Genomic DNA, 23,650 nt, shown 5'->3' with positions numbered 1-23,650 from the left:
CGGATTTCAAAGCGGCATGGCCCTCATTCGCTTCACACTCGCCTCACACGCATCACCCAATGACTTCCGACGCCAAGATCGAGCATTACGAGAACTTCCCGGTCGCCAGTGTCCTGCTGCCGCGCGAAATGCGCGCGCCGGTAGGCGTGATCTACAACTTCGCCCGGACGGCCGACGACATCGCCGACGAGGGCGACGCCACCAACGCGCAGCGTCACGCCGGACTGGCCGCCTATCAGGCCGAACTCGACAAGATCGCCGCCGGACAGCCGACGTCGCCCGACATGCCGCTGTTCGCCGCCCTCGCCCGGGTGATCGCCGAGCACCGTCTCTCGGTACAACCGTTCTCCGACCTGCTCTCCGCCTTCGATCAGGACATCGAGACCAAGCGCTACGCCACGTTTGCGGACCTGCGCGACTACACGCGCCGTTCGGCCGATCCGGTCGGTCGCATCATGCTCGCCCTGTTCAAGCTCGACACGCCGGAAAACATCGCCTGCTCCGACGACATCTGCTCGGCGCTGCAACTGATCAATTTCTGGCAGGACGTGGAAGTCGACTGGCGCAAGGCGCGCGTGTATCTGCCGCAGGACGACATGGCCCGCTTCGGCGTGACGGACGCCGACATCGGCGCACACAAGTACGACGACAACTTCCGCGCGCTGATGCGCTTTGAGGTCGACTTCGCCCGCAAGATGATGTTGCGTGGCGCGCCGCTGGCGAACCGCGTGCCGGGCCGCTTCGGGCTGGAACTGTGCTGCGTGGTCCGTGGCGGCCTGCGCATTCTCGACATGATCGAAGCCGCGGATTACGACGTCTTCCGTCATCGCCCCCAACTGGGCAAGGGCGACGGCATCCGCGTCTTCCTGCGCGGCCTCGGCATGAAGCTGAGCGGCAGGCCACCGAAGGCCTGAGCGCGCAAGCATTTCGGCGCCGTGGCACCAATGTATACCTCGGCGCTGGTGCTTCTCTCCCCTGCACGCGTGCCTTAACGTGATGGGATAGCGCGTTCTGCCCGCCGGACGATCCCAAGGTCTCGTTGAGGGTCCGGCCGCAGAACGCTCGTCCATTCCTCACGGAGTCCGGGCACGTGAACCTGCCTGCCAGTCTGCAACGTCTCGCCTCGAACCGTTCGCCGGTGCGCTCGCACGCCGGGATGCTGTTCGCTATCGTCATCGTGACCTGGGGCGTGAACTGGCCGGTCAGCAAGGCACTCCTCGCCCACGTCTCGCCGTGGTGGAGCACCGCGCTTCGCTCCGTCATCGGCATGGCGACGCTGTTCGTCATCTGCGCACTGAGCCGCCGTCTCGTGCTGCCGCGACGGGGCGATCTGCCGGTGATCCTGAGCGTCGGTCTGTTGCACATGACGGCGTTCTCGCTGCTCGTCGCGCTCGGCCTGCAATACGTCAGCGCCGGACGCTCCGCCGTGCTCGCCTACACCACGCCACTCTGGGTGATGCCCGCCGCGCGCCTGTGGCTGGGCGAGGCGCTCACCCCGAGACGCCTGCTCGGGCTGGCGTGCGGCCTGCTCGGCTTGCTGGTGATGTTCAACCCCATCGCGTTCGACTGGCACGACCACAACGCCATCTTCGGCAACGCCCTCGTGCTGCTGTCCGCGTTCGTGTGGGCCATCGCCATCGTGCATATGCGCGCGCACCGGTGGGTCAACGGCCCGTTCGAACTGAGCCCGTGGCAACTGCTGCTGGCGAGCGTCATGCTGTGCACACTGGCGTTCGTCGTCGACGGCGCACCGCGCGTGACCGGCTGGGCCGGTTTCTCGGCCTTGCTGACGTATGGTGGCGTAGTCGGCGGCGGCATCGCGTACTGGCTGGCGGGGGTGGTCACGCGTCAGTTACCGGCGGGCGTCACGTCGCTCGGCCTGCTTGGCGTGCCCGTGGTCGGCACACTGGCGTCTGCACTCATCCTGCGCGAGTCGCTCGGGCTGGACGTCTGGATCGCCCTGGCGCTGATCGTCGGTGGCATCGCGCTGGGCACGGTGCCGCGTGCTGCGACGCCATGCCGCACGGAAGACCCTGCCTGAGCGCGCCCGCGCTTGACCCATCGCAAGAACCGTTCGCGAAGCGAATGCCAGACTGCCGGAACGGCTGCGCCGCATGCTTTCGTGCGCCAGCATTTTTCGACGAACGGATCTGACATGAACGAGCAATGGCTGACGCTGGCCGGCCGCCGGCTGGTGCCGGTGGTGCAAGGCGGCATGGGTATCGGCATCTCCGCGCACCGGCTGGCGGGCACGGTGGCGAAGCACAACGGCATGGGCACGATTGCGAGCATCGACCTGCGCCACCATCACCCCGATCTGCTCGCTCAGGTGGACGGCACACCGGGTAAATCCAACTGCAAGGCCGCCATCGAAGCCGTCAACCTGATTGCGCTCGACCGCGAAATCCGCGCGGCCAAAGCGATTGCCGACGGCAATGGCCTTGTGGCGGTCAACGTCATGAAGGCGGTGAGCGCGCATGCGTCGCTCGTGCGTCAGGCATGCGAGAGCGGCGCGGACGCCATCGTCATGGGCGCCGGTCTCCCGCTCGATCTGCCGGAACTCACCGCTGCGCATCCGCACGTTGCGCTGATCCCGATTCTGTCGGACTCGCGTGGCGTGAGTCTTGTGCTACGCAAGTGGATGAAGAAGGGTCGGCTGCCGGACGCCATCGTCATCGAGCACCCGGCGCACGCGGGCGGCCACCTCGGTGCGTCGCGCATCGAAGATTTGGGCGATGCGCGCTTTTCCTTCGAGCGCGTGCTGACGGAATGCCGCGAGATCTACGCATCGCTGGGCATCGCGTGGACGCAGGTGCCGCTCATCGTTGCGGGCGGCATTCATCGTCACGAGCAAGTCCGGCATTGGCTCGCGCAAGGCGCGGCAGGCGTTCAGTTGGGCACGGCCTTCGCCGTCACCGAAGAATCCGACGCGCACCCCGACTTCAAGCAAGTGCTGGCGAGTGCGCGTCCGGAAGACATCGCCGAGTTCACCAGCGTCGCGGGATTACCCGCGCGGGCGGTGCTCACACCGTGGCTGAAGAAATACCTCTCACGCGAGTCGGCTTTGCAGGCGAAAGCGAAAGTGCGTCAGTGTCTGGAGGGGTTCGATTGCTTGCAGGCGTGCGGCTTGCGCGACGGCGTTGCGCGCATCGGTCAGTTCTGCATCGACCTCAAGCTCGCACAAGCCGTGCGTGGCGACGTGGCGCGCGGCCTCTTCTTCCGTGGCCGCGATCCGCTGCCGTTCGGCGAGCGCATTCGTCCTGTGGCGGACCTGATGCGCTACTTGCTCACCGGAGAATTGCCGGACGACGTCCGCCCGGCCATCCGCTTGTCGAAAAACGCCGCGAGTGCCGGGTCGTTCACCTTGAGGTCGAACTGACGTTCGTCCACCGCATTGAAATAACCGTCGCATATCTCCGCTTTCGCGGTTTGCGTCGGCTGATCGTCGATGGTGTTCGAGTACACGACGAACTGGCGTTCGACGAGCTTCGGAAACTGGTCGGTCAGGAGATCGTCGAAGCGCGCACGTGCCTCCGCGTCGGCGTAGACGGCGCGCAGTTCGTCGCGCACGCGCTGACCTTCAGCGAGATAGTCGCGATGGCGCGCCTGCCATGCACGCAACACGGCATTCCCGTGCGCCTTGGTCGGCTCGCCGTACAACCCGCACTTCTGCACGAGCCGGTCGAGGACCTGACCGACGCCCTCAGGCGACGCAATCGCCGCGCCCATCAACTCCGCGTCGTTCTTGTATTGCGGCGGCTGCGCGAGCGCCGCCGTCGTCCAGACAAGCGCCGTGCCCGCAAAGGTACAGGCGAACAGGCGTCGCAATGCGTTGCCAGATAGCATGATTGCCGGATCTAAGGGATGGCGGGGTCGAAAGGCCCCGCTCTTGGAGATATCGCATCGGCCACGACGTCGATGGCTGCATCTTAGCCGAAGTTCGTGACCGCCGGATCAGACCGGCATCAAACCGATGAAGCCACCGGACAGACGTCCGGCCCGAGCTTGGCCACCATGTAGCGCACGAAGTCGTCGAGCTTGGCGGACACATAGCGGCCCGCCAGATGCACGAGATGCATCGGCTCGCTCACTTGCGCCTGCGCTTCGAGCACACGCACCAGACGCCCCGCCTCCACCTCCGGCGCGAGCAGGTACTCGGGGAGCAGCGCGATGCCCATGCCATGCACCGCCGCCTGAAGCTGCGCAAGCGGATTGTGCGCGATGAGACGGGCATCGCCCGACGCCCCCGCCGGTGCGAACGCCCAGCGCCCCAGTACCTCGTCGTAACGAAAGCCAAGGCAGTCGTGCCCGGCCAAATCGGCGGGCTGACGGGGCACACCTCGTCGCGCGAGATAGCCGGGCGACGCGCACGCCACGCGCGTCACGCCGCGCAGCGTGTGCGCGACCAGCCCCGGTTCGGGATTGCCGCCTGCCTGAAACGCGGCGTGGATGCCCTCTTCCTCCAGATCGACGGCACGGTCCTTGAGCGCGAGGTCGAGCGCCACGTCCGGATGCGTCTGCAAGTACTCTGCGAAGATCGGCATGAGCAGATGCGATCCGACGGTTGTCGGTGCACTCACACGAATCTGTCCGACAGGCCGTGAGATCGCCGACGCGAGCAGTGCGCCCGCAGGCCCCCCGTCGCCCAAAGCGTCAGCCGTCTCGACCCGTGCGAGCACTTCGGCACACTCGATGTAGTAGCGCGCGCCGAGTTCGGTGGGCACCTGACGCCGTCCGGCTCGGCGCAGCAACGGCTGGCCGAGCCGGGCTTCGAGCGCCTGCACGTGACGCGTGGCCGTGACGGCCGACATGCCACAGGCGGTGGCACCGGCAGACAGGCTGCCCGCGCGCACCACTTGCACGAACACCTCCATGCACTTGAGGCGATCCATGGTCAATCGCGCAGCTTTGCCCGGTCGATGGACATGTGCGTGGGCATCATGTTCTCGTTGGCGTTATGCATCACCCACAACGAACCCGCGACGATGATCGCAATCAGCCCGGCCGTGCAAAGGAAGATGGCCGAGTTCTGGCGCTGGCTGCGCTTCGCCCCGATGTGCAGGAAGTACACCAGTTGCACCACCAACTGCGCCACACACAGCACGACGATGGTCGCCAGCCCCCAGCCGGACGGCACCAGCTTGAGCATGACCGCGCCGAACGACGCGAACGTGAGCACCAGCGACAGGAAGAACCCGACGACGTAATCGCGCAGATGACTCTGCGAGGCGTAAGCGCCGTGGTCGTGAACTTGCGCGCTCGTCATACGAACTCCCGCAGATAGACGAAGGTGAAGACACAGATCCAGACGAGGTCCAGAAAGTGCCAGAACAGGCTCAGGCATTGCAGACGGCGACGCACGACCGGATCGAAGCCGAAGCGCCCGATCTGATGGATCATCACGACGAGCCACAGCAAGCCGCACGTGACGTGCAGACCATGCGTGCCCACCAGCGTGAAGAACGCCGAGAGGAACGCGCTGCGCCCCGGGCCTGCGCCTTCGTGCAGCAGTGCCGAGAACTCATAGACTTCCATTGCGACGAACGCCGCGCCGAGTGCGAACGTGATCCAGAGCCAGCGCTGAACGACGCGCTCGTTGCCCGGACGCATCGACAGCGACGCCAGCCCGAACGTGAAGCTCGAGAGCAGCAGCAGCATCGTCTCGCCGAGCACGAACGGCAGCTCGAACAGCTCGCGGCCGGTCGGCCCGCCCGCCGTATTTGCGGCGAGCACGCCGAACGTCGCGAACAACACGCAGAAGATGAGACAGTCGCTCATCAGGTAGATCCAGAAGCCGAGCGTCGTCGTCGCGCCTGCGTCGTGGTGCCCGTGAGCGTGGGCGTCGGCGCCGACAGCCGCGCCGTGACCGTGTGAGGTATGAAGGGATGCCGAGGACATCAGGCGGCCTTTTGCAGGGATTGACGCGCGCGATGCGCGGCACGCAGGTCGGCAAAGCGGGCGTTTTCGATACGCTCTACTTCGGCCGCCGGCACGTAGTAATCGACGTCGCGGTCGTAGGTGCGCCACAAGAACGTGGCAATCGTCGCGATCAGGCTCGCACCGGCCAGCCACCAGATGTGCCAGATCAGCGCGAAGCACATCACGAAGCTGAACGCCGAGACGATGAACCCGGTGCCGGTATTTCGCGGCATGTGGATATCTTCGTAGTGCGTAGGCTGCCCGTAGGCCAGACCGCGTTCCTTGTCGTCCCAATGCTGCTCCAGCGAGTCGATGTGCGGCACATGCGCGAAGTTGTAGAACGGCGCAGGCGAAGACGTCGCCCACTCGAGGCTGCGCGCGTCCCACGGATCGCCCGTCAGATCGCGATTGGCGTTGCGCTCGCGAACGCTCACGACGAGTTGCACCCCGAAGGACAGAATGCCCAGACCGATCACTGCGGCACCGACCGCCGCCACGATGAGGTACGGCTGCCAGTCGGCCTGCACGTAGTGGTTCATGCGGCGCGTCATGCCCTTGAAGCCGAGCACGTACAGCGGCATGAACGCAAGGTAGAAGCCGATCAGCCAGCACGCGAACGAGAACTTGCCCCAACGTTCGTTGAGCGTGAAGCCGAAGACCTTCGGGAACCAGAACGTAATGCCCGCGAGGCAGCCGAATACCACGCCACCGATGATCACGTTGTGGAAGTGCGCCACGAGGAACAGCGAGTTGTGCAGCACGAAGTCCGCGCCCGGCACGGCTAGCAGCACGCCGGTCATGCCACCGATGGCGAATGTCACCATGAAGCCGATGGTCCAGAGCGTGGCCGAGTGATAACGGATGCGGCCCTGATACATCGTGAACAGCCAATTGAACAGCTTCACGCCGGTGGGAATCGAGATGATCGTCGTCATGATGCCGAAGAAGGCATTGACGTTCGCGCCCGAACCCATCGTGAAGAAGTGGTGCAGCCAGACGAAGAACGACAGAATGCCGATCGACGACGTGGCGTAGACCATCGACTTGTAGCCGAACAGCGGCTTGCGCGAAAACGTGGCGATGATCTCCGAGAACGCACCGAACGCGGGCAGGATCAGGATGTACACCTCCGGGTGGCCCCAGATCCAGATCAGGTTCACGTACATCATGGCGTTGCCGCCGAGTTCGTTCGTGAAGAAGTGCATGCCGAGGTAACGGTCGGCGGTGAGCAGGGCTAGCGTGGCCGTCAGCACCGGGAACACCGCGACGATCAGGATGTTGGTGATCAGCGCTGTCCACGTGAACACCGGCATTTTCATCAGGTTCATGCCCGGCGCACGCATGCGCAGGATCGTGACGATGAAGTTGATGCCGGTCAGCGTGGTGCCCAGCCCCGATATCTGTAGCGACCAGATGTAGTAATCCACCCCGACCGTCGGGCTATACCCCAGTTCCGAGAGCGGCGGATAGGCGACCCAGCCCGTCGCGGCGAAATCGCCGACGAACATCGACATCATGACGAGCACCGCGCCCATGGCCGAGAGCCAGAACGACAGCGAGTTAACGAACGGGAACGCCACGTCGCGCGCGCCGATCTGCAACGGCACGATCACGTTCATCAGGCCCAGCACCAGCGGCGTGGCCACGAAGAAGATCATGATGACGCCGTGCGCCGTGAAGATCTGGTCGTAGTGATGCGGCGGCAGATAGCCTGCTTCGCCACCGGCGGCGATGGCTTGCTGCGCGCGCATCATGATCGCGTCGGCAAAGCCGCGCAGCATCATGACGAGCGCGAGGACGATGTACATCACACCGATGCGCTTGTGGTCGACGGAGGTGATCCACTCCGTCCAGAGATAGCCCCACTTCTTGAAATACGTGACGGCGCCGAGCAGCGCAGCACCGCCCAGCAGCACGACGACGAGCGTGCCCATGATGATGGGCTCGTGCAGCGGGATGGCGTCGAGATCGAGTTTTCCGAACATGACTTACTCCGTGAGCGCGCGCTGCGATGCGGGCTGTGCACCGGCCTCGCGCTCGGGACGCTGCGCGAGAAGCGCGCGGCTGTCCAGTTGGCCGTCCACGCGGCAATTGGCGGCGGCGATGATGTCGTCGATGGCGCTGTTGCCCGAGACACGCATGCCTTGCATACCTTGCGCACCACCGTCCATCGGCCCCATGTACTTGCCGACGACCGCGTCGAACAGGCCCGGCATCACGTTGGCGTAGATGGCGACGGGCGCCGCGGTGCCCGGCTGTTCGAGCTTCACGTAGGTCCGTGCGTCAAGCGTATCGGGCACGGCCTGCGCTTGCCTGACCCACTTGTCGAAGTCGCTCTGCGACGTAACGTGTGCCTTGAAGTGCATGTCGGAAAAACCCGGACCGCTATAGGCGGACGACATGCCCGCGTAGGTACCGGTCTCGTTTGCGATCAGGTGCAGCTTGGTCTGCATGCCCGACATCGCGTAGACCATGCTGCCCAGTTGCGGAATGAAGAACGCATTCATCAGCGACTCGGCCGTGATCTTGAATTCCACGGGCGTGTCGACCGGCAGCACCAGCTTGTTGACTGTCGCAACCTTGTAGTCCGGATAGATGAACAGCCACTTCCAGTTCAGCGCCACGACCTCCACGCGCACCGGCGGTTTGTCGGCGGCGATGGGTTCGATGGGCTGATAGGGGTCGAGTTTGTGCGTCGTCTCCCAGATCATCACGGCAAGCGCCACGACGATGATCACAGGAATCGTCCACACGACGACTTCGATCCTGGTGGAGTGAGACCACTTCGGCGAGTAGGTCGCCGCGGTGTTGGTCTCGCGGTAGCGCCAGAAGAATACGAGCGTGAGCACGATGACCGGGATCACGACAAGCAGCATGACGCCCAGCGCGATCAGGATCAGGTGTTTCTCCTGCTCGCCGACACTGCCTTTGGGGTCAAACAGCTCCATCGTGCAGCCGCTCATGGGCACCATCGCCATCGCAACGGCGACGCGTGCGCACCACGTGCGCCAATGCGCGCCGGGTGAGGTGTCTGCCCTTCCTCTGCGGGTGAGCGAGACGTTATGCATGGACATCTTAAACCTCTATGTATGAATACAACATTTGCGTGACGAATGCTACGCATGTGCATATTCCATACATCGCGACATAATGACGCACTGGGGGAACTGACGGTTCGCGCATCGAAACCGAGATTTCGTGTCGCCGCGACCCATAAAAAACGCCAGGAAGTGCTAATTCGTGGCGTTCTTCGGTGTTTTCAGTGACGCTTTTGATTATCGCTTCGACGCAACCTTATTTACATACATCAAAAGCACCATGTCGTCGACACCGGACCCGGTATGTGGCCATTTCCGGCTTCATAGACGTTGCTGGATACGGCAGCACCGAGCACGATCTTGCGGGCCATCCGATACGACACACCGGCTTGCAGGCCGAGGCTGTCGCGACCGCCGACAGCAGATCGAGCGGCCGAAGAAGTTACGCCGGTCGATGTCGTAGCCGGGGACTTGCAGCGCAGCCAACTCTGCCTCCATGAACGCCGTGTAGTTGCGGTACGTCTGGTGGCTCATCAGTCGCTGCGATTTATACGGGGTTTTGCAGCGACCGTCTGTAACCCCTCATGAAATAAGCACTTTTTTATCTCGAACGACTGCCAATTCCTCCAAAAATCGGGCCGACCTGTATTAATCACAGTTTCGCGGCCAGTGGGCGATGACGATACTTCACTCACCGGCTAACGCAACACAGCGAGCGCCGTCCAACCAGACAAACCGACTTAAGGAGAAACACCATGCCCGCACTCGTCACCTACGGCTTCGCCTCGATCCTCGGCCTCGTCGGCATCATCGTCTCGGCCCTCGGCTGATCTGCACCACGGAATTAACTGGCCCCCAACACCGGAGAAACGACCATGAGCCTCATCCTCAACCTCGTCGACAGCCTCTTCTACAACGAAACCTGCATTGAAACCGGCATGCAATGCGCCATCCACGTCGGGCATGTGTTCGGCTACTAAGCCACTTGACCGGCCCCCTCAGCCCCGTACTCCCCTCACGACGGCGAACACAATCATGATCGAGAACCTCCAGAACACGGCATTGATCGGCATGCGGCTCGCCTTTGAGATCTGCCCGGCCCTCCTCGCCTGATCGGGCGCTCATGGAATATCTCCCGCCCGGAAAGGACTGCGCTCGCCGTCCTTTTCTTATTGTGCGAGAACGAATTGGTCGGATTGCGCGCGACGTGTCATTCGCGGGTATTTCGGCGAAATTTCGTCGTCCGGTGATTTTTTAGTACGATTTGACTATTCCATAAAAAACCGGGGCCAGCGGGATGTCATCTCCCACCAAAGTTTTCTGTATCGAGGACGACGTAGATTCGGCGGATCTGATTCGTGAAGATCTGACGGATCGCGGTTATGTCGTGAAAGTCGCACACGATTTTTCGGCCGCGCTGGCGACGCTCGCCGCATTCATGCCGGACATCATCGTGTGCGACGTCAACGTGCCGGGCATGACCGGCTTCGAGTTTCTGGAAAGCGCCCGCGGGATCATTCGGGGCGAACGCAAGATTCCGTTCATCTTCCTGACCGGCAATGCCGACAAGGAATCGATCATGCGCGGGCACAGCACCGGTGCGGACGAGTACATGCTCAAGCCGGTGGATTTCGACGTGCTCGACACCGTCATCCGCAAATACACCGAACATGACGCGCCGGAGGAAGGTACACTGCTGCCCTTCGGCCTCTCGAAGCGAGAAGTGGAAGTGCTGCAATGGTCGGCGAAGGGCAAAACGTCAGCCGAAATCGCGATCATTCTCGATTTGGGCAAGCGTACGGTCGACTTCCACATCGACAATGCCCGCGAGAAGCTGAATGTCGCCACGCGCACCGAGGCCGTGGTGCGTGCCGCCCTGCTCAATATCATTCAGCTCTGAGCGCGACGCCGCGCCGGCCCCCTCCTGCTGATTACTGCTGACATCGCATGTCGAAAGCGTCTTCCACACCGCCCAAGTCGCTCCCGATCCGGGGGCGGATGTATCTCCTGCTCGCTCTGTGTCTCGTGGTGATGATCGCCGTGGGCGTCGCCGTGCACCATCAGGTCGACTCGTCCCAGCAGCGCGCCATCGCTGCCGAGCGCACCCAGATCGAGAATCTGAGCCTGCTCGAAGAACTCAACGATTACATCTCCGACTTCCGGACGGTGGAGTCGGAGGCCCTTGCGCCGATGTCGCCCAAGGCGCTTGCGGACATCCGCACGGCAGCGGACGAGTTCGACGACAAGATCAAGTCCGCGTCGGCGCGTTATCAGAAGGTGCTGGCCCAGGACGAGTTGCGTCTCGCGTTCTCGAAGTTTCAGTCGCAATGGGCCCAGTACCGCCGTGCGTCGAATCAGGTGTTTCAGCTTGCGCAGGCCGGCAAGCTGAGCGATGCCGCCAGGCTCTATCGCGGCGACTCGAACAATAAGTACACACAGGCGAACAACACGTTCGGCTCGCTGGTGTTTCGCAGCACCGAGTCGCTGATCAAGGAAGTCGAGGTGAAGAACAGCACGGCACGCAAGCATCTGCTGCAAATCGATGCCTTGATTGCCGCGATGATCGTCGTCACCCTCCTGTGCCTGATTTACGTGGATACCGTGATTCTCGGGCCCCTGACGCGTCTGATCCGCATGGCGGGCAACGCCCTGTCGGGCAAGGACAAGCTGCGCCTGCCGTGGCTCTCGCGCGGCGACGAGATCGGCACGCTCTCCCGGACGCTGTCGAAAATTCAGGAAAGCACGGCGTCGCTGGTGCGTAACCAGAAACTCGCGACGGCGAAGAACACCATTTTGCAGCGGGCGCTGGCGAACGAGGAGCGTCTGAATAACTTCCAGAAGACGTTCCGCTCGATGGCCACGCATGAGTTCCGGACGTTGCTCAACGTGATCGATGGGCACGCGCAACGACTGCTGAACCCGCGTAACGAGGAAACGGATTCGACAGCGCGCTATACGAAGATTCGTGAAGCGGTAGCGAAGTTGAATAACCTGATTCAGAACTGGTTGGATGCGGCGCAGAGCGCGTCGCTGGACGACCCGAAATTCGGCAAGCGGGCGGAGTTGTCGCTGGTGGCGTTGCTGGAGGATGTACGCGGCGTTGGGTCGGACATGTTCCCGAACGCGACGATCACGGTGCAAGCGCCGTCGGGCATGGACAGCCGGATGATCGGCGACAGCAACGTGCTGTTCCACGCGTTCATCAACCTCATCAGCAACGCGACGAAGTACACGATGGCGCAGCCCGCCATCGATATGAGCGTGACGGATAAGGGTGAAGCGTTTGAGGTGGTGCTGCGCGACAACGGCACCGGCATCCCTGCGGACGAGTTGAAGGAGATCTTTCGGATGTCCTTCCGCTCGCGCAGTAATGCGGTGCTGGAAGATGGCTCCGGCGTCGGACTGGCGGTGGTCTACGCCGCCATCGAATTCCACAAGGGGACCATCGACGTCGCCAGTCAGGTCGGTGTTGGGACGACGTTTACGATTACGTTACCGAAGGCGCCGGTGGTGGAAGCTACGCCAGCCTGATCTGGCTGGCGTCGAAGTCAAATACTGGCGTCGCCCCCCTTAAGAATCAGTCGAAGGCCAAGCACCGCAATGGCCGCAGCGGCCATTCTTTCGATCCGCTTTCGCAGCGCGACTGGAACAGCGAAAACGGCAGATGTAGCAGTCGTCGGACACGCCTCGACATAGAATTGGGCCCCTGAGCACGGACGCTCACGCGTGCGGCGACTGGAAAATGACAGCCCCGCCCGTCCGGTCGGCTATCATGCCAGTCTTCTTAGCGGTAGCTCCTTATGATTTCCGTCCGTAATCTCACGCTGCGTCGCGGCGTCAACGTCGTGCTCGACAGCGCGTCCGTCACCTTCACTCCTGGCGAAAAGATTGGTCTTGTCGGCCGCAATGGCGCTGGCAAGTCGTCGTTTTTCGCCCTTCTCAACGGCACGCTGCACGAAGATAGCGGCGAATTCTCGATTCCGGCGGCATGGAAGATGGGCCAGGTCGCGCAGGATATGCCGGAGACCGAGCAGGGAGCGACCGACTTCGTGGTCGAAGGTGACACCGTATTGATGGCCGCGCATGCGGAAGTCGCCGCGGCCGAAGCCAGCGACGACGGTATGCGCATGGCGCACGCTTACATGAACCTGCACGACGCCGGGGCACACGATGCCCCCGCCCGCGCGCAGGCGCTGATTCAGGGTCTCGGTTTCAGTGCCGAGCAGTTGAATCAGCCGGTCAACAGTTTCTCGGGTGGCTGGCGCATGCGCCTGCAACTGGCGCGCGCGCTGATGTGCCCGTCCGACCTGCTGTTGCTCGACGAACCGACGAACCACCTGGATATCGACGCACTGGTCTGGCTGGAAGCGTGGCTCAAGCGCTATCAGGGCACGCTGGTCGTGATCAGCCACGACCGCGAGTTTCTCGATGCGGTGACGCAGGTCACCGTGCACGTCGACAATGCCAAGCTCGTGCGCTATGGCGGCAACTACAGCAAGTTCGAAGACATGCGGGCCGAGCAGCTCGTCTTGCAACAAGCCGCGATGGCCAAGCAAGTGGAGAAGATCGCCCACTTGCAGAAGTTCATCGACCGTTTCAAGGCGCAGGCATCGAAGGCGAAGCAGGCGCAGAGCCGGGTCAAGGCGCTCGAACGCATGGAGAAGGTTGCGCCGGTGCTTGCCGAAGCGGAATTCAACTTCGAGTTCAAGGAACCGCTCAGCGTGCCGAACCCGCTGTTGTCGATGCTGGACGCGAGTTTCGGCTACCCCGCCCCCGCCGACGCCCCTCAGGGCACGCCGCCCACCGTCATCGTGCGGGGCATCAGCCGTTCCGTGCTGGCCGGGCAGCGCATCGGCATTCTCGGTGCCAACGGTCAGGGCAAGTCGACGCTGGTGAAGACAGTCGCGCATGCGCTCGCGCCGATCGATGGCGAGATCAGTGAAGGCAAGGGACTGAACATCGGTTACTTCGCCCAGCAGGAACTTGACGTGCTGCGCCCGCTCGACACGCCGATGGAACACATGATTCGCCTCGCGCGGGACACGCCGCCCCAGATGCGCGCGCCCGGCCAGAGCGGCACGGAGCAATCGCTGCGCACGTTCCTGGGGACGTTCAACTTTAGTGGCGACATGGTCCATCAGGCGGTGGGCACGATGAGCGGGGGCGAAAAGGCGCGGCTCGTGTTGTGCATGATCGTGTGGCAGCGTCCCAACCTGCTGTTGCTCGACGAACCGACCAACCACCTCGATTTGGCTACGCGTGAGGCGCTGGCAGTGGCACTCAACGAGTTTGAAGGCACGGTGATGCTCGTCAGCCATGACCGCGCCCTGCTGCGCGCCGTCTGTGACGAGTTCTGGCTGGTCACCAACGGCGGCGTCGAACCCTTCGACGGCGATCTGGACGACTACCAGCAGTTCCTGCGAGACGAAGCCCGTCGGCTGCGCGAACAGGCTGCGGCCTGAGTGGCTGCCTGACGGTCGGCGTTGCACGTCGACCGTCGTCTGCTTGCCTCGACCTCCCTTAGGTCGACAGAACCTTCTTCATGGACGGCGCGGGGTGTAGCACATAGCTCTCTCGCTCGTAGAACGGGATCGCGTGGCAGTGGCGCTTCGCGCCGCTACGATGTCAACATATCGTGACGCGCGCGAAACGACCCTGCGAATATTCAATATCGATGCCGTTAAATTTCGCGGATGCAGTATTGAATTCCAATTCCATCAACGCGACTCAGACGTAGAACATCGCGCCGGAGCTCAGGCATTCCGAGATCGCTTGCTTGACTGCGCGGCACGGTCGACGCAGCCGAACAAAAACACGGCAACCGCGAACCCCAGTGTGACGACGCACACGCCATTCCACCCCGCCCATGCCCATGCCGCGCCTGACAGCGCAGCACCCATTGCGCCGCCGACGAAAAAGATGCCGACAAAGAGCGCGTTCAATCGGCCACGAGCCGCCGGATTGATCAGGTTGATCTCGCGTCGACCGAGCGTTTGATCGGCGATCACACCGGCGTCGAGCGCCGCCGCCCCGACGACCAGCAATGCGAGCGCAAGGACGGGGTGCGTGGCCGCGGAGAACCCGCCCCAGCCCGCCCCGGCAGCCGCGAGCACGAGTACCGCCGCGATCATCACCAGATGCGCGGTGATTTGTGTCGCACGCCCCGCCCCGCAATCGCCGAGGTAGCCTGCGAGCGGCGTCACCAGCGCGCCCGTTGCACCCGCCAGCGCGAAGGCAGCAATGCCTTGTGTACCCAGCGAAAACGGCGGCTGGGCAAGAAGCAGTGCAATGGCTGTCCAGAACGCGCTGAACGCACCGAGTGCGAGCGCGGCAAGCGTCGCGCGACGCTGCAAGACGCGTTCGGTGCGCAGCAAGGTCCACAGCGAACGCAGCAAGTCCAAGTAGCGAGCAGCCGTCTGCGGCGTGTGACTCGGCAACCGAGTCAACAGCACGACAGCAAGCAGCAAGTCGGCCAACGCCGCGATGCCATAGAACGCACGCCAGCCAAACGCTCCGCCGATCAGGCTCGCGAGCGGTCGCGACAACAAAATGCCCAGCATCAGGCCGCTCATCACGTTGCCGACTGCGCGTCCGCGTCGGCTTTCAGGCGCCATCGACGCCGCCATCGGCACGAGCATCTGGATCACGCTCGATGTCGCCCCGGCCATGAACACCGATGCCAGAAACAGCCAGCCCGATCGCGCGAGCGACGCGAATCCGAGGAACATCGCGCAGCAGGCGAGCGTCCAGACGATCAGGCGGCGATTTTCAACGAGGTCGCATAGCGGTACGAGCAATAGCAGACCCGCGGCGTAGCCGAGTTGCGGGAGCATTGCGATCATGCCGGCAAGCTCGGGCGGCAGAGTCAATGCTCGGCTGACAGGCCCCGTCAGAGGTTGCGCGGCGGTCAGGTTCACGACGATGACGCCGACGGCGGCGGCAAAAAAAATCGTCAATGACGTGGTCAGGCCACCGCCTGGGGACGCATCCGCTTGCAGTGAGGGCGGCGAAGCGCAGGGCAGTTTGCGCGCGCAGGTGTCGGCAGGTTGACTCATGGGTTTGGGCTTCCGGGTGGACGAGTGTGGCTTATCCTAAGGACGAGAACGTTATGCGACAATTGAATTATCTTGATAATGTTTATGCGAGATTGTTTTATGAACACGCGAGACTTGCAGGCTTTCGTGGCTGTGGTCGAAAGCGGCTCAATGGTGCGGGCCGCAGAGAGACTGTTTTTGACTCAGCCGGGACTCACGCGCCGTGTCCAGAATCTGGAAACGATGCTCGGCATCGAGTTGCTCGACCGGCAGAGCAAGCCGCTCAAGCCGACGGCGGCCGGAAGCGACGTCTATGGCCTTGCGCGCGCGGTGCTACGTGCGGTCGACGACCTGCTGGCCGTCGCGTCGCCTGATAGCGAGCCGGCAGGCGAGTTTAGGATCGGGGTACCGCCGTTTTTGTCTGAGATGGCGTTGGAGCAACCCATCGACCGTCTGCGTGCCGCGTTTCCGAAGCTGACGCTGCGCGTGACAGCGGGCTGGTCGCCGGGACTGCTGGAGGGCATCGAAAAGGCGAAGGCGGACGCGGTCGTCGTGCTTCTGCCGGAAGGCGTGCCATTGCCGGCAGGCCTGACGTCGACGCTTCTCGCCTATAAGCCCACGGTCGTCGTCGCGCCGCGCTCGTTCAGTCTGCCCGACAAACCCGTCTCGCTCGCCGATCTGGCGGCTTATGCCTGGGTGCTGAACCAGGACGGTTGCGGAATGCGTTCAGCGCTGAGTCGCGCCATGTCTGCGGCGGGTTTGCCGTTCAACGTCGCTGTCGAAGCGTTCGGTTCGGAACTGCAGTTGTCGCTGGTCGCGCGCGCTTTGGGCGTCGGGCTCGCTGCGCCTGAAGTGCTGGCGCGCAGCCCGCATCGCAATGCGCTGCAGATCGTCGATGTGCCTGAGTTCAATAGCGGGCTGAACGTGTGGCTCGTGCATGCCGTGCTGCCTGGCCGTCTTGTGCGACCCGTCGCTGTGATGCGCGACGCACTGATCGAAACGCTGGAAAAGGATGCGGCATGTTTGCCTCTCGGCGATTCCGTCGCATAAGCCCGAGCAGAAGCTGCGTCGCAGGAGATTTTCCACCACCGGCCGCGGCGCAAAAGCCGGGTAGATTCGCACGTCGAGGCTGCCTGCGGTGATGGTGATGGCGATGCGGTTGCCGGCGCGCATGAGCGGTAGAGGATGACGCGAGGGGGCTCTGTCATAGCGCGATTTTGATTGTGATATCCGGGCGGTGGCGCTTTTGCTTCGCTACGATGTCGACGTATCGTAACGCATGCGAAACGCCCCTGCGAATATTCAGCTCACTTCAACTCAAATCCACTGATCGTTCGCCACCGTCCGATCCCCTGCCTCGCCGTCCCCTGTGTTCACCACGCCTCGCGGCTCGATGAGCAGCAGCTTGGCTTCCGACTCTGCGAACGGCTTGTGTTCGACGCCCTTCGGCACCACGGCCATTTCACCGGCGCGCAGCGCGATGGCACCATCGCCAGTCGTCGCATCACGGAAATCGATGCGTAGCTCGCCTTCCAGAACGATGAACGTTTCGTCGGTATCGGCGTGTCGATGCCATTGGAACTCGCCGATGACCTTCACGACCTTGAACTGGTAGTCGTTCATCTCGGCAACCACGCGCGGTTGCCAGTGACCGTCGATCAGCGCGATCTTGCGGATCGGGTCGATGGCCTTGCACTGGCCGCGATCCGTCGGGGCGTTGGGATGCATGGGGATTTGGGACATCGTTCTCTCCGTTTGTGGGGGTAATGCGCCGAGGATACGCATGCCCGTCACGGCCGTATTGAACGATTGTGCGTGGCTGTTTTAGCCCGGCAGAATGCCGCTCGCGACCTGAAGCCATCGGCCGGGCGTCAGTCCGAAGGTCTTCGAGAAATGGCGCGTCATATGGCTCTGATCGGCGAAACCCGCCGTCGATGCGGCATCGACGAGGGATATGCCCACAAGCAACTGATGACGCACGTCATCGAGACGTCGCATCGTCAGATACCGGTACGGACTCGTGCCGTAGAACGTGCGAAAGTCGCGCGACAGACTCCATCGGTCCCGCCCCGTCGCCGCTTCGAGTTCTTCCAGCGTGACGACCCGTGCGCTGTGCGTATGCAGAAAATCACGCGCACGCCGCGCAGCCTGATAATCACCCTTCGTCTTGCGCGCAGGCGCGCCGGAGACGGCCGCAAGCGCATGGGCCAGTTCCGTCAGTGCGTCGCTCTGTTCAAGCGGCTCCAGCGTGTGGCTGACGTGTTGCAGCAACGTCTCGGTCGCCGCCGCCAGACGCGGATCCGTCGTCACGCCCCCTTCGACGAACGGCAGCGCCTGCCCGCCGAGCACGTCCTGAAACAACGACGGATGGACGTAAATCATGCGATACCGGAATCCTTCGTCGGTGCCCGCCTGACCGTCGTGCGGTTCGTCGGGATGCAACACCATCGTGTTGCCGGGCAGACTGTTTCGCTGCCCCCGCCGATAGCTGAAACTCTGAACACCCGCGAGCGTGCGGCCAATCGCGTAGGTGTCGTGGCGATGCATCGAATAGGCGTTACCGCGAAACCACGCCTCGAAGCGCTCCACGCCTTCGATCGGCTGTGCGTGCTTGACCCAGTCGGGGGTTAAAGCGGATGTCCGTCGATTCATGATGTACCGCCTCGGATGACCTCACGCGTCACGATACGGTTCGCAGATTCAAACCACGCTCGATATGACTCACTCAAGCGGGCGGATTCGCATCAGACGCATTCCCTGCCCCGCCCAGGGCCTTGTACAGCGCCATGCGGTTGTTCAAGCGGTTCAAGCGCGCCTGCGCGTCGGCCGTTTGCGCGTTGCGCAGCAACTGCAACTGCTCCAGCCATTGCTGCACCCCGATAGCGCCCGCCTGATAGCGCGAACGCAGCAAGGTTTCGGCCCGCTGTGCCTGCGCCAGCGACAGCGCGCGTTGCTCGCTCTCGCGCGTCAGTTGCTCGCGGGCCGACAGTGCGTTTTCGACTTCGCTCAGCGCCGTAAAGAGGCTCTTGCGGAAATTCACCACCGCTTCCTCGTACTGCGTCTGCGAAACCTTGATCTGCAACTGCATCGTATTCCACTGGATGAACGGCAGCGCCAGCCCCGCGCCCAGCGAAGCGATCGGGTTCTGCAACACCCGCTCCAGCGATGCGCTCGTCGTGCCCACCTGACCGGTCAGCGTGAACGTCGGGTAAAAACTCGTGCGAGTGATGTCGACATTCGCGAGTGTCCCCCGCAAGCGCAACTCCGCCGCGCGCAAGTCCGGACGTCGGCCCAGCAATTCCGCAGGCAAGCCCGCCGGTACGACAGGCAACGCCTGCGTCGGTAGCGTCGACGGCTCCGCCGCTGCCTGTTCCGGCGGACGGTCGAACAGAATCGCCAGAGCGTTGCGGTTCTCCGTGCGCTGCTGCACCAACTGCGTGAGCGCCGCGCGCTGGTCGGCCAGATTGCCCTCCGTCTGCGCCACATCGAGCCCCGACACCGCCCCCGCCGCATAGCGTGAGCGTACCAGCGCCAGAATCCGTTCACTGTATGCGATGTTGCCTTCGGTGTTGGCGATCTGCTGGTTCAGGAAGCCAATCGTCCAGTACAACTGCGCCGTCGTACCGATGATCGACAGACGCGCGGACGCGCGATCGGCGTCGGTCGCCTCGTACTCCCAGCGCGCCGCATCGCGTTGCGCCGCAAGTTTGCCCCACAGGTCCAGTTCGTACGACGCCTGCGCCGACAAGGTGCTCTTGCGCGCCATTACATGGGTATCGAGCGTGCGCTGCACGGTGGCGTTGCCGCCAACAGTCACGGACGGTGTGAGGTTCGTATCCGCCAACCCCGCCTGCAATTGCGCGCGATAAACGCGAATCCCCGCCGCCGCCAGATCGTTGTTGACGGCCAGCACGTCGGTCATCAGACGGTCCAGCACCGGATCGCCGAACGCACGCCAGAAGTCGGGCGCAATCGTTGCGGTGTTGCCAGCGTCGGCAGGCGACGCCCCCGAGGCCCCTGACGTCCCCGTCGCACCCGCCCACTGCGCGGGCACCGGCACGGCTGGCAACGGATCGTGACGCACACCGGCGCAGCCCGTGAGCAGCGCTGCCGCGCACGCCAACGCGAGGACCGTACGACGCAGCGCCGTCGACGGGCCGGACAGATCGGCCGAAGCGAACGAAGCGGAAGTGTGGCAAGTCGTAGATTTCATTCTGGTCATGTGGCAATACCTCAATCGCGTGCAAGCGCTTCGACCGGGTCCAGCCGCGCGGCATTACGCGCTGGCATGAAGCCGAACACCACGCCGATGAGCGTCGAACACAGGAATGCCGTGACGACCGAGCCCATCGAAAACACCATCTTCCACTTCTCGACGAACAGCGAGAACAGAAAGCTCGCCCCGAACGAAAGCGCAATCCCGATAGCGCCGCCCATCAGACACACCATGACGGCCTCCACCAGGAACTGCTGCATGATGTCGCTCTGACGCGCCCCGACCGCCATGCGGATACCGATCTCCCGCGTACGCTCCGTCACCGACACGATCATGATGTTCATCACGCCGATACCGCCCACGACCAGCGAAATCACGGCGATGAGCGAGAGCAGCAGCGTGAGCGACTGACTCGTCTTCTCGACCGTCTTCACCACGCTGTCCATGTTGTACGTGAAAAAGTCCTTGCGGCCGTGACGCTGCGTCATGAGCGTCTCCAGACTCTTCTCGGCGGCCTTGCTCGGCTGACCGTCACGTACACGCACCGTAATGCTGTCGACGTTGCGCTGACCGAACAGACGCCCCGCTGCCGTGGTGTACGGCACCCAGATGTTCAGGCTCTTGGTGTCGCCGAACGCGCTTTTCTTCTCCACCGTCACGCCGATCACCACACACGGCAGATTGCCCACGAAGATCACTTCGCCCAGCGGATTCGGGTTCGCGCCGAACAGCTTGCGACGCGTGTTCTGGTCGATCACGGCGACCTGCGCCTGACGCCGCACTTCGTCGGCGCCGAACGCAATGCCCTGCCCGATCTTCATGCCGCGCACCTGGAAGAAGTGCTCGCCCACGCCCGTCACCATCGCGCTCGCGTCGACATTGCGGTAGCGCAGCAGTAGACTGCGCGCCGTCTCGGGCGTCGCGCTGCCCACGTAAATCTGCTCAGAGAGCGCGTGCACGTCCTCGGGCACAAGCGTCTGAATCGCCGTTGCGCGGTTGTCGCCCCAGTCCTTGCCCGGATAGATGTTGATGGTGTTCGTGCCAATGCTGCCGATCTCGGCCAGCATGTAGCGCTTCGCCCCTTCGCCAATGGCAACGATGGAGACGACCGACGTGATGCCGATGATGATCCCCAGCATCGTCAGGAACGTGCGCAGCCGGTGCGAGATCAGCGCGATCCACGCCATGCGGAACGCCTCGGCAAAGCGGTCGATGCCGCCGGTCCAGCGACGCGGCGCAATCGCCCCGCCGTGACTGGCGTTCACCGAAGCGGGGTCGGCAGACGGGACCGTCGCAGCGACGACCGCTTCCTCAGCGGCTTCTTCGGGCGACGGGACATCCGGCTCGATCTCCACCGGCGTATTCTCGCGGTCGGCCACGATCTCGCCGTCGCGAATTTCGATGATGCGCCGCGCATGCGCGGCGACCTTCTCGTCGTGGGTCACGATAATGACCGTGTGCCCCAGCGCGTTGAGTTCCTTGAGAATGCGGATGACTTCGCGGCCGCTGCGCGTATCGAGTGCGCCGGTCGGCTCGTCGGCCAGAATCACGTCGCCGCCGTTCATCAGCGCACGCGCAATACTCACGCGTTGCTGCTGTCCGCCCGACAACTGGCTCGGCCGATGTTCCGTGCGGTCGACCAGTCCGAGCCGCTCCAGCAGCATCACCGAGCGCGCACGCCGCGCGGCATGGGGCGTGCCGGTGTACACCGACGGCATCTCCACGTTCGACGCCGCGTCGAGGTGCGGCAGCAGGTGGTAGCGCTGGAAGATGAAGCCGAAGTGCTCGCGACGCAGTTGCGCGAGTGCGTCGGCATCGAGATCGCGCGTCTCGCGCCCCGCAACGCGGTAGCTGCCTTCGCTCGGATGGTCGAGACAGCCGAGAATGTTCATCAGCGTCGACTTGCCCGAGCCGGACGCCCCCATGATCGCGACGATCTCGCCTGCTTCGATGGTGAGATTGACGTCGCGCAACACGGTCACGTCACGCTCACCGGCCGGAAAACGCCGGGTGATGCCCGTGAGTTCCAGCATCGGATGCGCACGGACGTCGGGCACCTGCGCAGGCGCTTGCGACGCGTGTGACACAGAAGACGTACCGGCAGCTTGCGTCATCGCGCTCGTCTCCCTTTATTGGGACGCACCGGACGCGGTGTCCGTCGTCGGCGTGCTATCGCCCGCCTCGCCGATGACGACGCGATCGTCGGCCGTGAGGCCTTCTTTCACCTCGACCCGCACGTTGTTGTTCAGTCCGGTGACGATCTGACGCGTCACCGCCTGGCCATCGCCCTTGCCCTGCGCAGGCAGAATCCGCACTTCATAACGATCCGGGCCGATCTTCTTGCCCAGCGCCGCCACCGGCACGCTCAGCGCCTGCTTAGCCGTGCCGAGCAGCACGTTGACCTGCGCCGTCATCGAAATGCGCAGGCGATGATCGGGGTTCGGCACTTCGAACAGCGCGTTGTAGAACACGGCCGTGTTGTTGCGCGTCGCGCCCCCGCCCAGCGTGCTTTGCGTGTCCAGGAAGTTTTGCGGGGCAGGTTCAATGGCGCGCAGCTTGCCGTAGTAACGCTTGTCCGGATCGCCCAGGATCGTGAAGTAAGCGGTCTGTCCCGGCGAGATACGGATGACGTCGGCCTCCGAGACCTGCGCCTTGACGGTTATGGTGTCCAGATCGGCCAGTTTCAGAATCACCGGTGCCTGCTGTTGCGCGATCACGGTCTGGCCCTCTTGCGTGACGATGGCCACGATCTGGCCGTCGATCGGCGCGACGATGCGTGTATAGCCCACGTTCGCCTTCGCCGACTCGATGGCTACGCTCGCCTTGCGAATCTGAGCATCGAGTCCGATCAGCGTGGCGCGCTGAACATCCAGATTGGCTTGCGCCGACTCGAAGTCCTGACGGGACGTTGCGTCGTCCGGCAGCATCTGGCGCTGACGGGCAAACGCCAGTTCGGCCTGCCTGAGTTGTGCCGCCGTCGAGCGCTTTTGCGCCTGAAGGTTCTGCTCGTCGGCCTCAGCCTGACGCAGGCCGTTCTGTGCGAGCACCGGATCGATCTGCGCGAGCCACTGCCCCTTCGTCACCTTGTCGCCCAGCTTGACCTTGAGCGACTTCAACTGCCCGCTGACCTGTGCGCCAACGTCCACCTGCTGGAAAGCGCCCAGCGTACCCGTGGCGAGCACCGTGTTTTCGAGGTCGGCACGCTCGACCTTGGCGCTGAGGTACTGCGGCGCTTTCGGGGTCGCGAGACTGCGCAGACCGAGCGCCACGAGAACGACGAGCACAACGAGGCTGGTAACGAGATAAGGCCGACGGCGAATGAACTGGATCATGGAACGAAGTTGGCGATCAAAAAGACACGTCCGGGACACGTCAAAAGGACTTCACGCGTAGCGCATTCGGGCCGGTGGACCGGTCGGTTCGCCAACGGGAGATCGGTCGAT

19 protein-coding genes are annotated in these 23,650 nt (G+C 63.4%); 7 read left to right on the top strand and 12 right to left on the bottom strand.

Going from position 1 to position 23,650, the window contains the following annotated elements; genetic code table 11:
• Positions 1–59: 59 nt before the first annotated feature.
• From hpnC to MB84_RS07035, 3 genes are all read left to right on the top strand, one after another.
• Positions 60–914 (top strand): squalene synthase HpnC, encoded by an 855-nt coding sequence (gene hpnC / locus MB84_RS07045; protein WP_046291259.1) that lies wholly within the window; start codon positions 60–62, stop codon positions 912–914.
• A gap of 176 nt (positions 915–1,090) precedes the next feature.
• Positions 1,091–2,041 carry a DMT family transporter gene (locus MB84_RS07040; protein WP_245725500.1) on the top strand — a complete coding sequence of 317 codons (951 nt, stop codon included), beginning with the start codon at positions 1,091–1,093 and terminating at the stop codon, positions 2,039–2,041.
• Positions 2,042–2,155: 114 nt separating this feature from the next.
• Positions 2,156–3,379, top strand: coding sequence for an NAD(P)H-dependent flavin oxidoreductase (locus tag MB84_RS07035; protein ID WP_046293514.1), 1,224 nt, complete (start codon positions 2,156–2,158; stop codon positions 3,377–3,379).
• On the opposite strand, the gene MB84_RS07030 is transcribed toward MB84_RS07035, so the two are convergent.
• From MB84_RS07030 to cyoA, 6 genes are all read right to left on the bottom strand, one after another.
• Positions 3,280–3,846, bottom strand: coding sequence for a hypothetical protein (locus MB84_RS07030; protein ID WP_046291258.1), 567 nt, complete (start codon positions 3,844–3,846; stop codon positions 3,280–3,282). The two genes, MB84_RS07035 and MB84_RS07030, sit on opposite strands and share 100 nt — an antisense overlap.
• A gap of 119 nt (positions 3,847–3,965) precedes the next feature.
• Complete coding sequence (locus MB84_RS07025; RefSeq protein ID WP_046291257.1) at positions 3,966–4,892, bottom strand: LysR family transcriptional regulator; 927 nt, start codon at positions 4,890–4,892, stop codon at positions 3,966–3,968.
• Between the two features lie 2 nt (positions 4,893–4,894).
• Positions 4,895–5,266: a cytochrome o ubiquinol oxidase subunit IV gene (cyoD, locus tag MB84_RS07020; protein ID WP_046291256.1), complete on the bottom strand. Its 372-nt coding sequence runs from the start codon at positions 5,264–5,266 to the stop codon at positions 4,895–4,897.
• On the bottom strand, positions 5,263–5,898 hold the full coding sequence (cyoC, locus tag MB84_RS07015; protein ID WP_046291255.1) for a cytochrome o ubiquinol oxidase subunit III: 636 nt from the start codon (positions 5,896–5,898) through the stop codon (positions 5,263–5,265). The genes cyoD and cyoC overlap by 4 nt, the downstream gene beginning before the upstream one ends.
• Positions 5,898–7,904, bottom strand: a complete 2,007-nt coding sequence (gene cyoB, locus MB84_RS07010; RefSeq protein ID WP_046291254.1) for a cytochrome o ubiquinol oxidase subunit I — start codon at positions 7,902–7,904, stop codon at positions 5,898–5,900. Before cyoB ends, cyoC begins: the two co-directional genes overlap by 1 nt.
• 3 nt (positions 7,905–7,907) lie before the next feature.
• Entirely contained in the window at positions 7,908–8,867 is a 960-nt protein-coding gene (cyoA, locus tag MB84_RS07005; protein ID WP_425415902.1) for a ubiquinol oxidase subunit II, read from the bottom strand.
• 1,387 nt (positions 8,868–10,254) lie between these two features.
• On the opposite strand from cyoA, the gene MB84_RS07000 reads away from it, so the two are divergent.
• From MB84_RS07000 to MB84_RS06990, 3 genes are all read left to right on the top strand, one after another.
• The gene (locus tag MB84_RS07000) at positions 10,255–10,857 is read left to right on the top strand and encodes a response regulator transcription factor (RefSeq protein ID WP_046291253.1); all 603 of its coding nucleotides are present in this window, start codon (positions 10,255–10,257) and stop codon (positions 10,855–10,857) included.
• 47 nt (positions 10,858–10,904) lie between these two features.
• Positions 10,905–12,488 carry a sensor histidine kinase gene (locus tag MB84_RS06995; protein WP_084009644.1) on the top strand — a complete coding sequence of 528 codons (1,584 nt, stop codon included), beginning with the start codon at positions 10,905–10,907 and terminating at the stop codon, positions 12,486–12,488.
• A 269-nt stretch (positions 12,489–12,757) separates the two neighbouring features.
• The gene (locus MB84_RS06990; protein ID WP_046291251.1) at positions 12,758–14,419 is read left to right on the top strand and encodes an ABC-F family ATP-binding cassette domain-containing protein; all 1,662 of its coding nucleotides are present in this window, start codon (positions 12,758–12,760) and stop codon (positions 14,417–14,419) included.
• A 291-nt stretch (positions 14,420–14,710) separates the two neighbouring features.
• On the opposite strand, the gene MB84_RS06985 is transcribed toward MB84_RS06990, so the two are convergent.
• Positions 14,711–16,012, bottom strand: coding sequence for an MFS transporter (locus tag MB84_RS06985; protein ID WP_046291250.1), 1,302 nt, complete (start codon positions 16,010–16,012; stop codon positions 14,711–14,713).
• A gap of 99 nt (positions 16,013–16,111) precedes the next feature.
• On the opposite strand from MB84_RS06985, the gene MB84_RS06980 reads away from it, so the two are divergent.
• Positions 16,112–17,041, top strand: a complete 930-nt coding sequence (locus MB84_RS06980; protein ID WP_046291249.1) for a LysR family transcriptional regulator — start codon at positions 16,112–16,114, stop codon at positions 17,039–17,041.
• A 267-nt stretch (positions 17,042–17,308) separates the two neighbouring features.
• On the opposite strand, the gene MB84_RS06975 is transcribed toward MB84_RS06980, so the two are convergent.
• The 5 genes from MB84_RS06975 to macA form a co-directional block, all read right to left on the bottom strand.
• Positions 17,309–17,734: a cupin domain-containing protein gene (locus tag MB84_RS06975; RefSeq protein WP_084009643.1), complete on the bottom strand. Its 426-nt coding sequence runs from the start codon at positions 17,732–17,734 to the stop codon at positions 17,309–17,311.
• An 81-nt stretch (positions 17,735–17,815) separates the two neighbouring features.
• A complete protein-coding gene (locus MB84_RS06970; protein ID WP_046291247.1) occupies positions 17,816–18,643 on the bottom strand; it encodes an AraC family transcriptional regulator in 828 nt (275 codons plus the stop codon).
• Positions 18,644–18,716: 73 nt separating this feature from the next.
• A complete protein-coding gene (locus MB84_RS06965) occupies positions 18,717–20,204 on the bottom strand; it encodes an efflux transporter outer membrane subunit (RefSeq protein ID WP_084009642.1) in 1,488 nt (495 codons plus the stop codon).
• 20 nt (positions 20,205–20,224) lie between these two features.
• Positions 20,225–22,240: a MacB family efflux pump subunit gene (locus tag MB84_RS06960; RefSeq protein WP_046293511.1), complete on the bottom strand. Its 2,016-nt coding sequence runs from the start codon at positions 22,238–22,240 to the stop codon at positions 20,225–20,227.
• A 96-nt stretch (positions 22,241–22,336) separates the two neighbouring features.
• Positions 22,337–23,539, bottom strand: coding sequence for a macrolide transporter subunit MacA (gene macA, locus MB84_RS06955; protein WP_046291246.1), 1,203 nt, complete (start codon positions 23,537–23,539; stop codon positions 22,337–22,339).
• Between the last annotated feature and the right edge of the window lie 111 nt (positions 23,540–23,650).

It is taken from the genome of Pandoraea oxalativorans, from assembly GCF_000972785.3.
Lineage (GTDB): Bacteria > Pseudomonadota > Gammaproteobacteria > Burkholderiales > Burkholderiaceae > Pandoraea > Pandoraea oxalativorans.
Note: the sequence above shows the minus strand (reverse complement) of the source record. Positions and strands in the feature narration are given on the sequence as shown.

Bases quoted from the DNA above. Each gene is read 5' to 3' on its own strand.
- hpnC (WP_046291259.1), top strand. From the start codon at position 60: ATGACTTCCGACGCCAAGATCGAGCATTACGAGAACTTCCCGGTCGCC.
- MB84_RS07035 (WP_046293514.1), top strand. From the start codon at position 2,156: ATGAACGAGCAATGGCTGACGCTGGCCGGCCGCCGGCTGGTGCCGGTG.
- MB84_RS07030 (WP_046291258.1), bottom strand. From the start codon at position 3,846: ATGCTATCTGGCAACGCATTGCGACGCCTGTTCGCCTGTACCTTTGCG.
- MB84_RS07025 (WP_046291257.1), bottom strand. From the start codon at position 4,892: ATGGATCGCCTCAAGTGCATGGAGGTGTTCGTGCAAGTGGTGCGCGCG.
- cyoD (WP_046291256.1), bottom strand. From the start codon at position 5,266: ATGACGAGCGCGCAAGTTCACGACCACGGCGCTTACGCCTCGCAGAGT.
- cyoC (WP_046291255.1), bottom strand. From the start codon at position 5,898: ATGTCCTCGGCATCCCTTCATACCTCACACGGTCACGGCGCGGCTGTC.
- cyoB (WP_046291254.1), bottom strand. From the start codon at position 7,904: ATGTTCGGAAAACTCGATCTCGACGCCATCCCGCTGCACGAGCCCATC.
- cyoA (WP_425415902.1), bottom strand. From the start codon at position 8,867: ATGGAGCTGTTTGACCCCAAAGGCAGTGTCGGCGAGCAGGAGAAACAC.
- MB84_RS07000 (WP_046291253.1), top strand. From the start codon at position 10,255: ATGTCATCTCCCACCAAAGTTTTCTGTATCGAGGACGACGTAGATTCG.
- MB84_RS06995 (WP_084009644.1), top strand. From the start codon at position 10,905: ATGTCGAAAGCGTCTTCCACACCGCCCAAGTCGCTCCCGATCCGGGGG.
- MB84_RS06990 (WP_046291251.1), top strand. From the start codon at position 12,758: ATGATTTCCGTCCGTAATCTCACGCTGCGTCGCGGCGTCAACGTCGTG.
- MB84_RS06985 (WP_046291250.1), bottom strand. From the start codon at position 16,012: ATGAGTCAACCTGCCGACACCTGCGCGCGCAAACTGCCCTGCGCTTCG.
- MB84_RS06980 (WP_046291249.1), top strand. From the start codon at position 16,112: ATGAACACGCGAGACTTGCAGGCTTTCGTGGCTGTGGTCGAAAGCGGC.
- MB84_RS06975 (WP_084009643.1), bottom strand. From the start codon at position 17,734: ATGTCCCAAATCCCCATGCATCCCAACGCCCCGACGGATCGCGGCCAG.
- MB84_RS06970 (WP_046291247.1), bottom strand. From the start codon at position 18,643: ATGAATCGACGGACATCCGCTTTAACCCCCGACTGGGTCAAGCACGCA.
- MB84_RS06965 (WP_084009642.1), bottom strand. From the start codon at position 20,204: ATGAAATCTACGACTTGCCACACTTCCGCTTCGTTCGCTTCGGCCGAT.
- MB84_RS06960 (WP_046293511.1), bottom strand. From the start codon at position 22,240: ATGCTGGAACTCACGGGCATCACCCGGCGTTTTCCGGCCGGTGAGCGT.
- macA (WP_046291246.1), bottom strand. From the start codon at position 23,539: ATGATCCAGTTCATTCGCCGTCGGCCTTATCTCGTTACCAGCCTCGTT.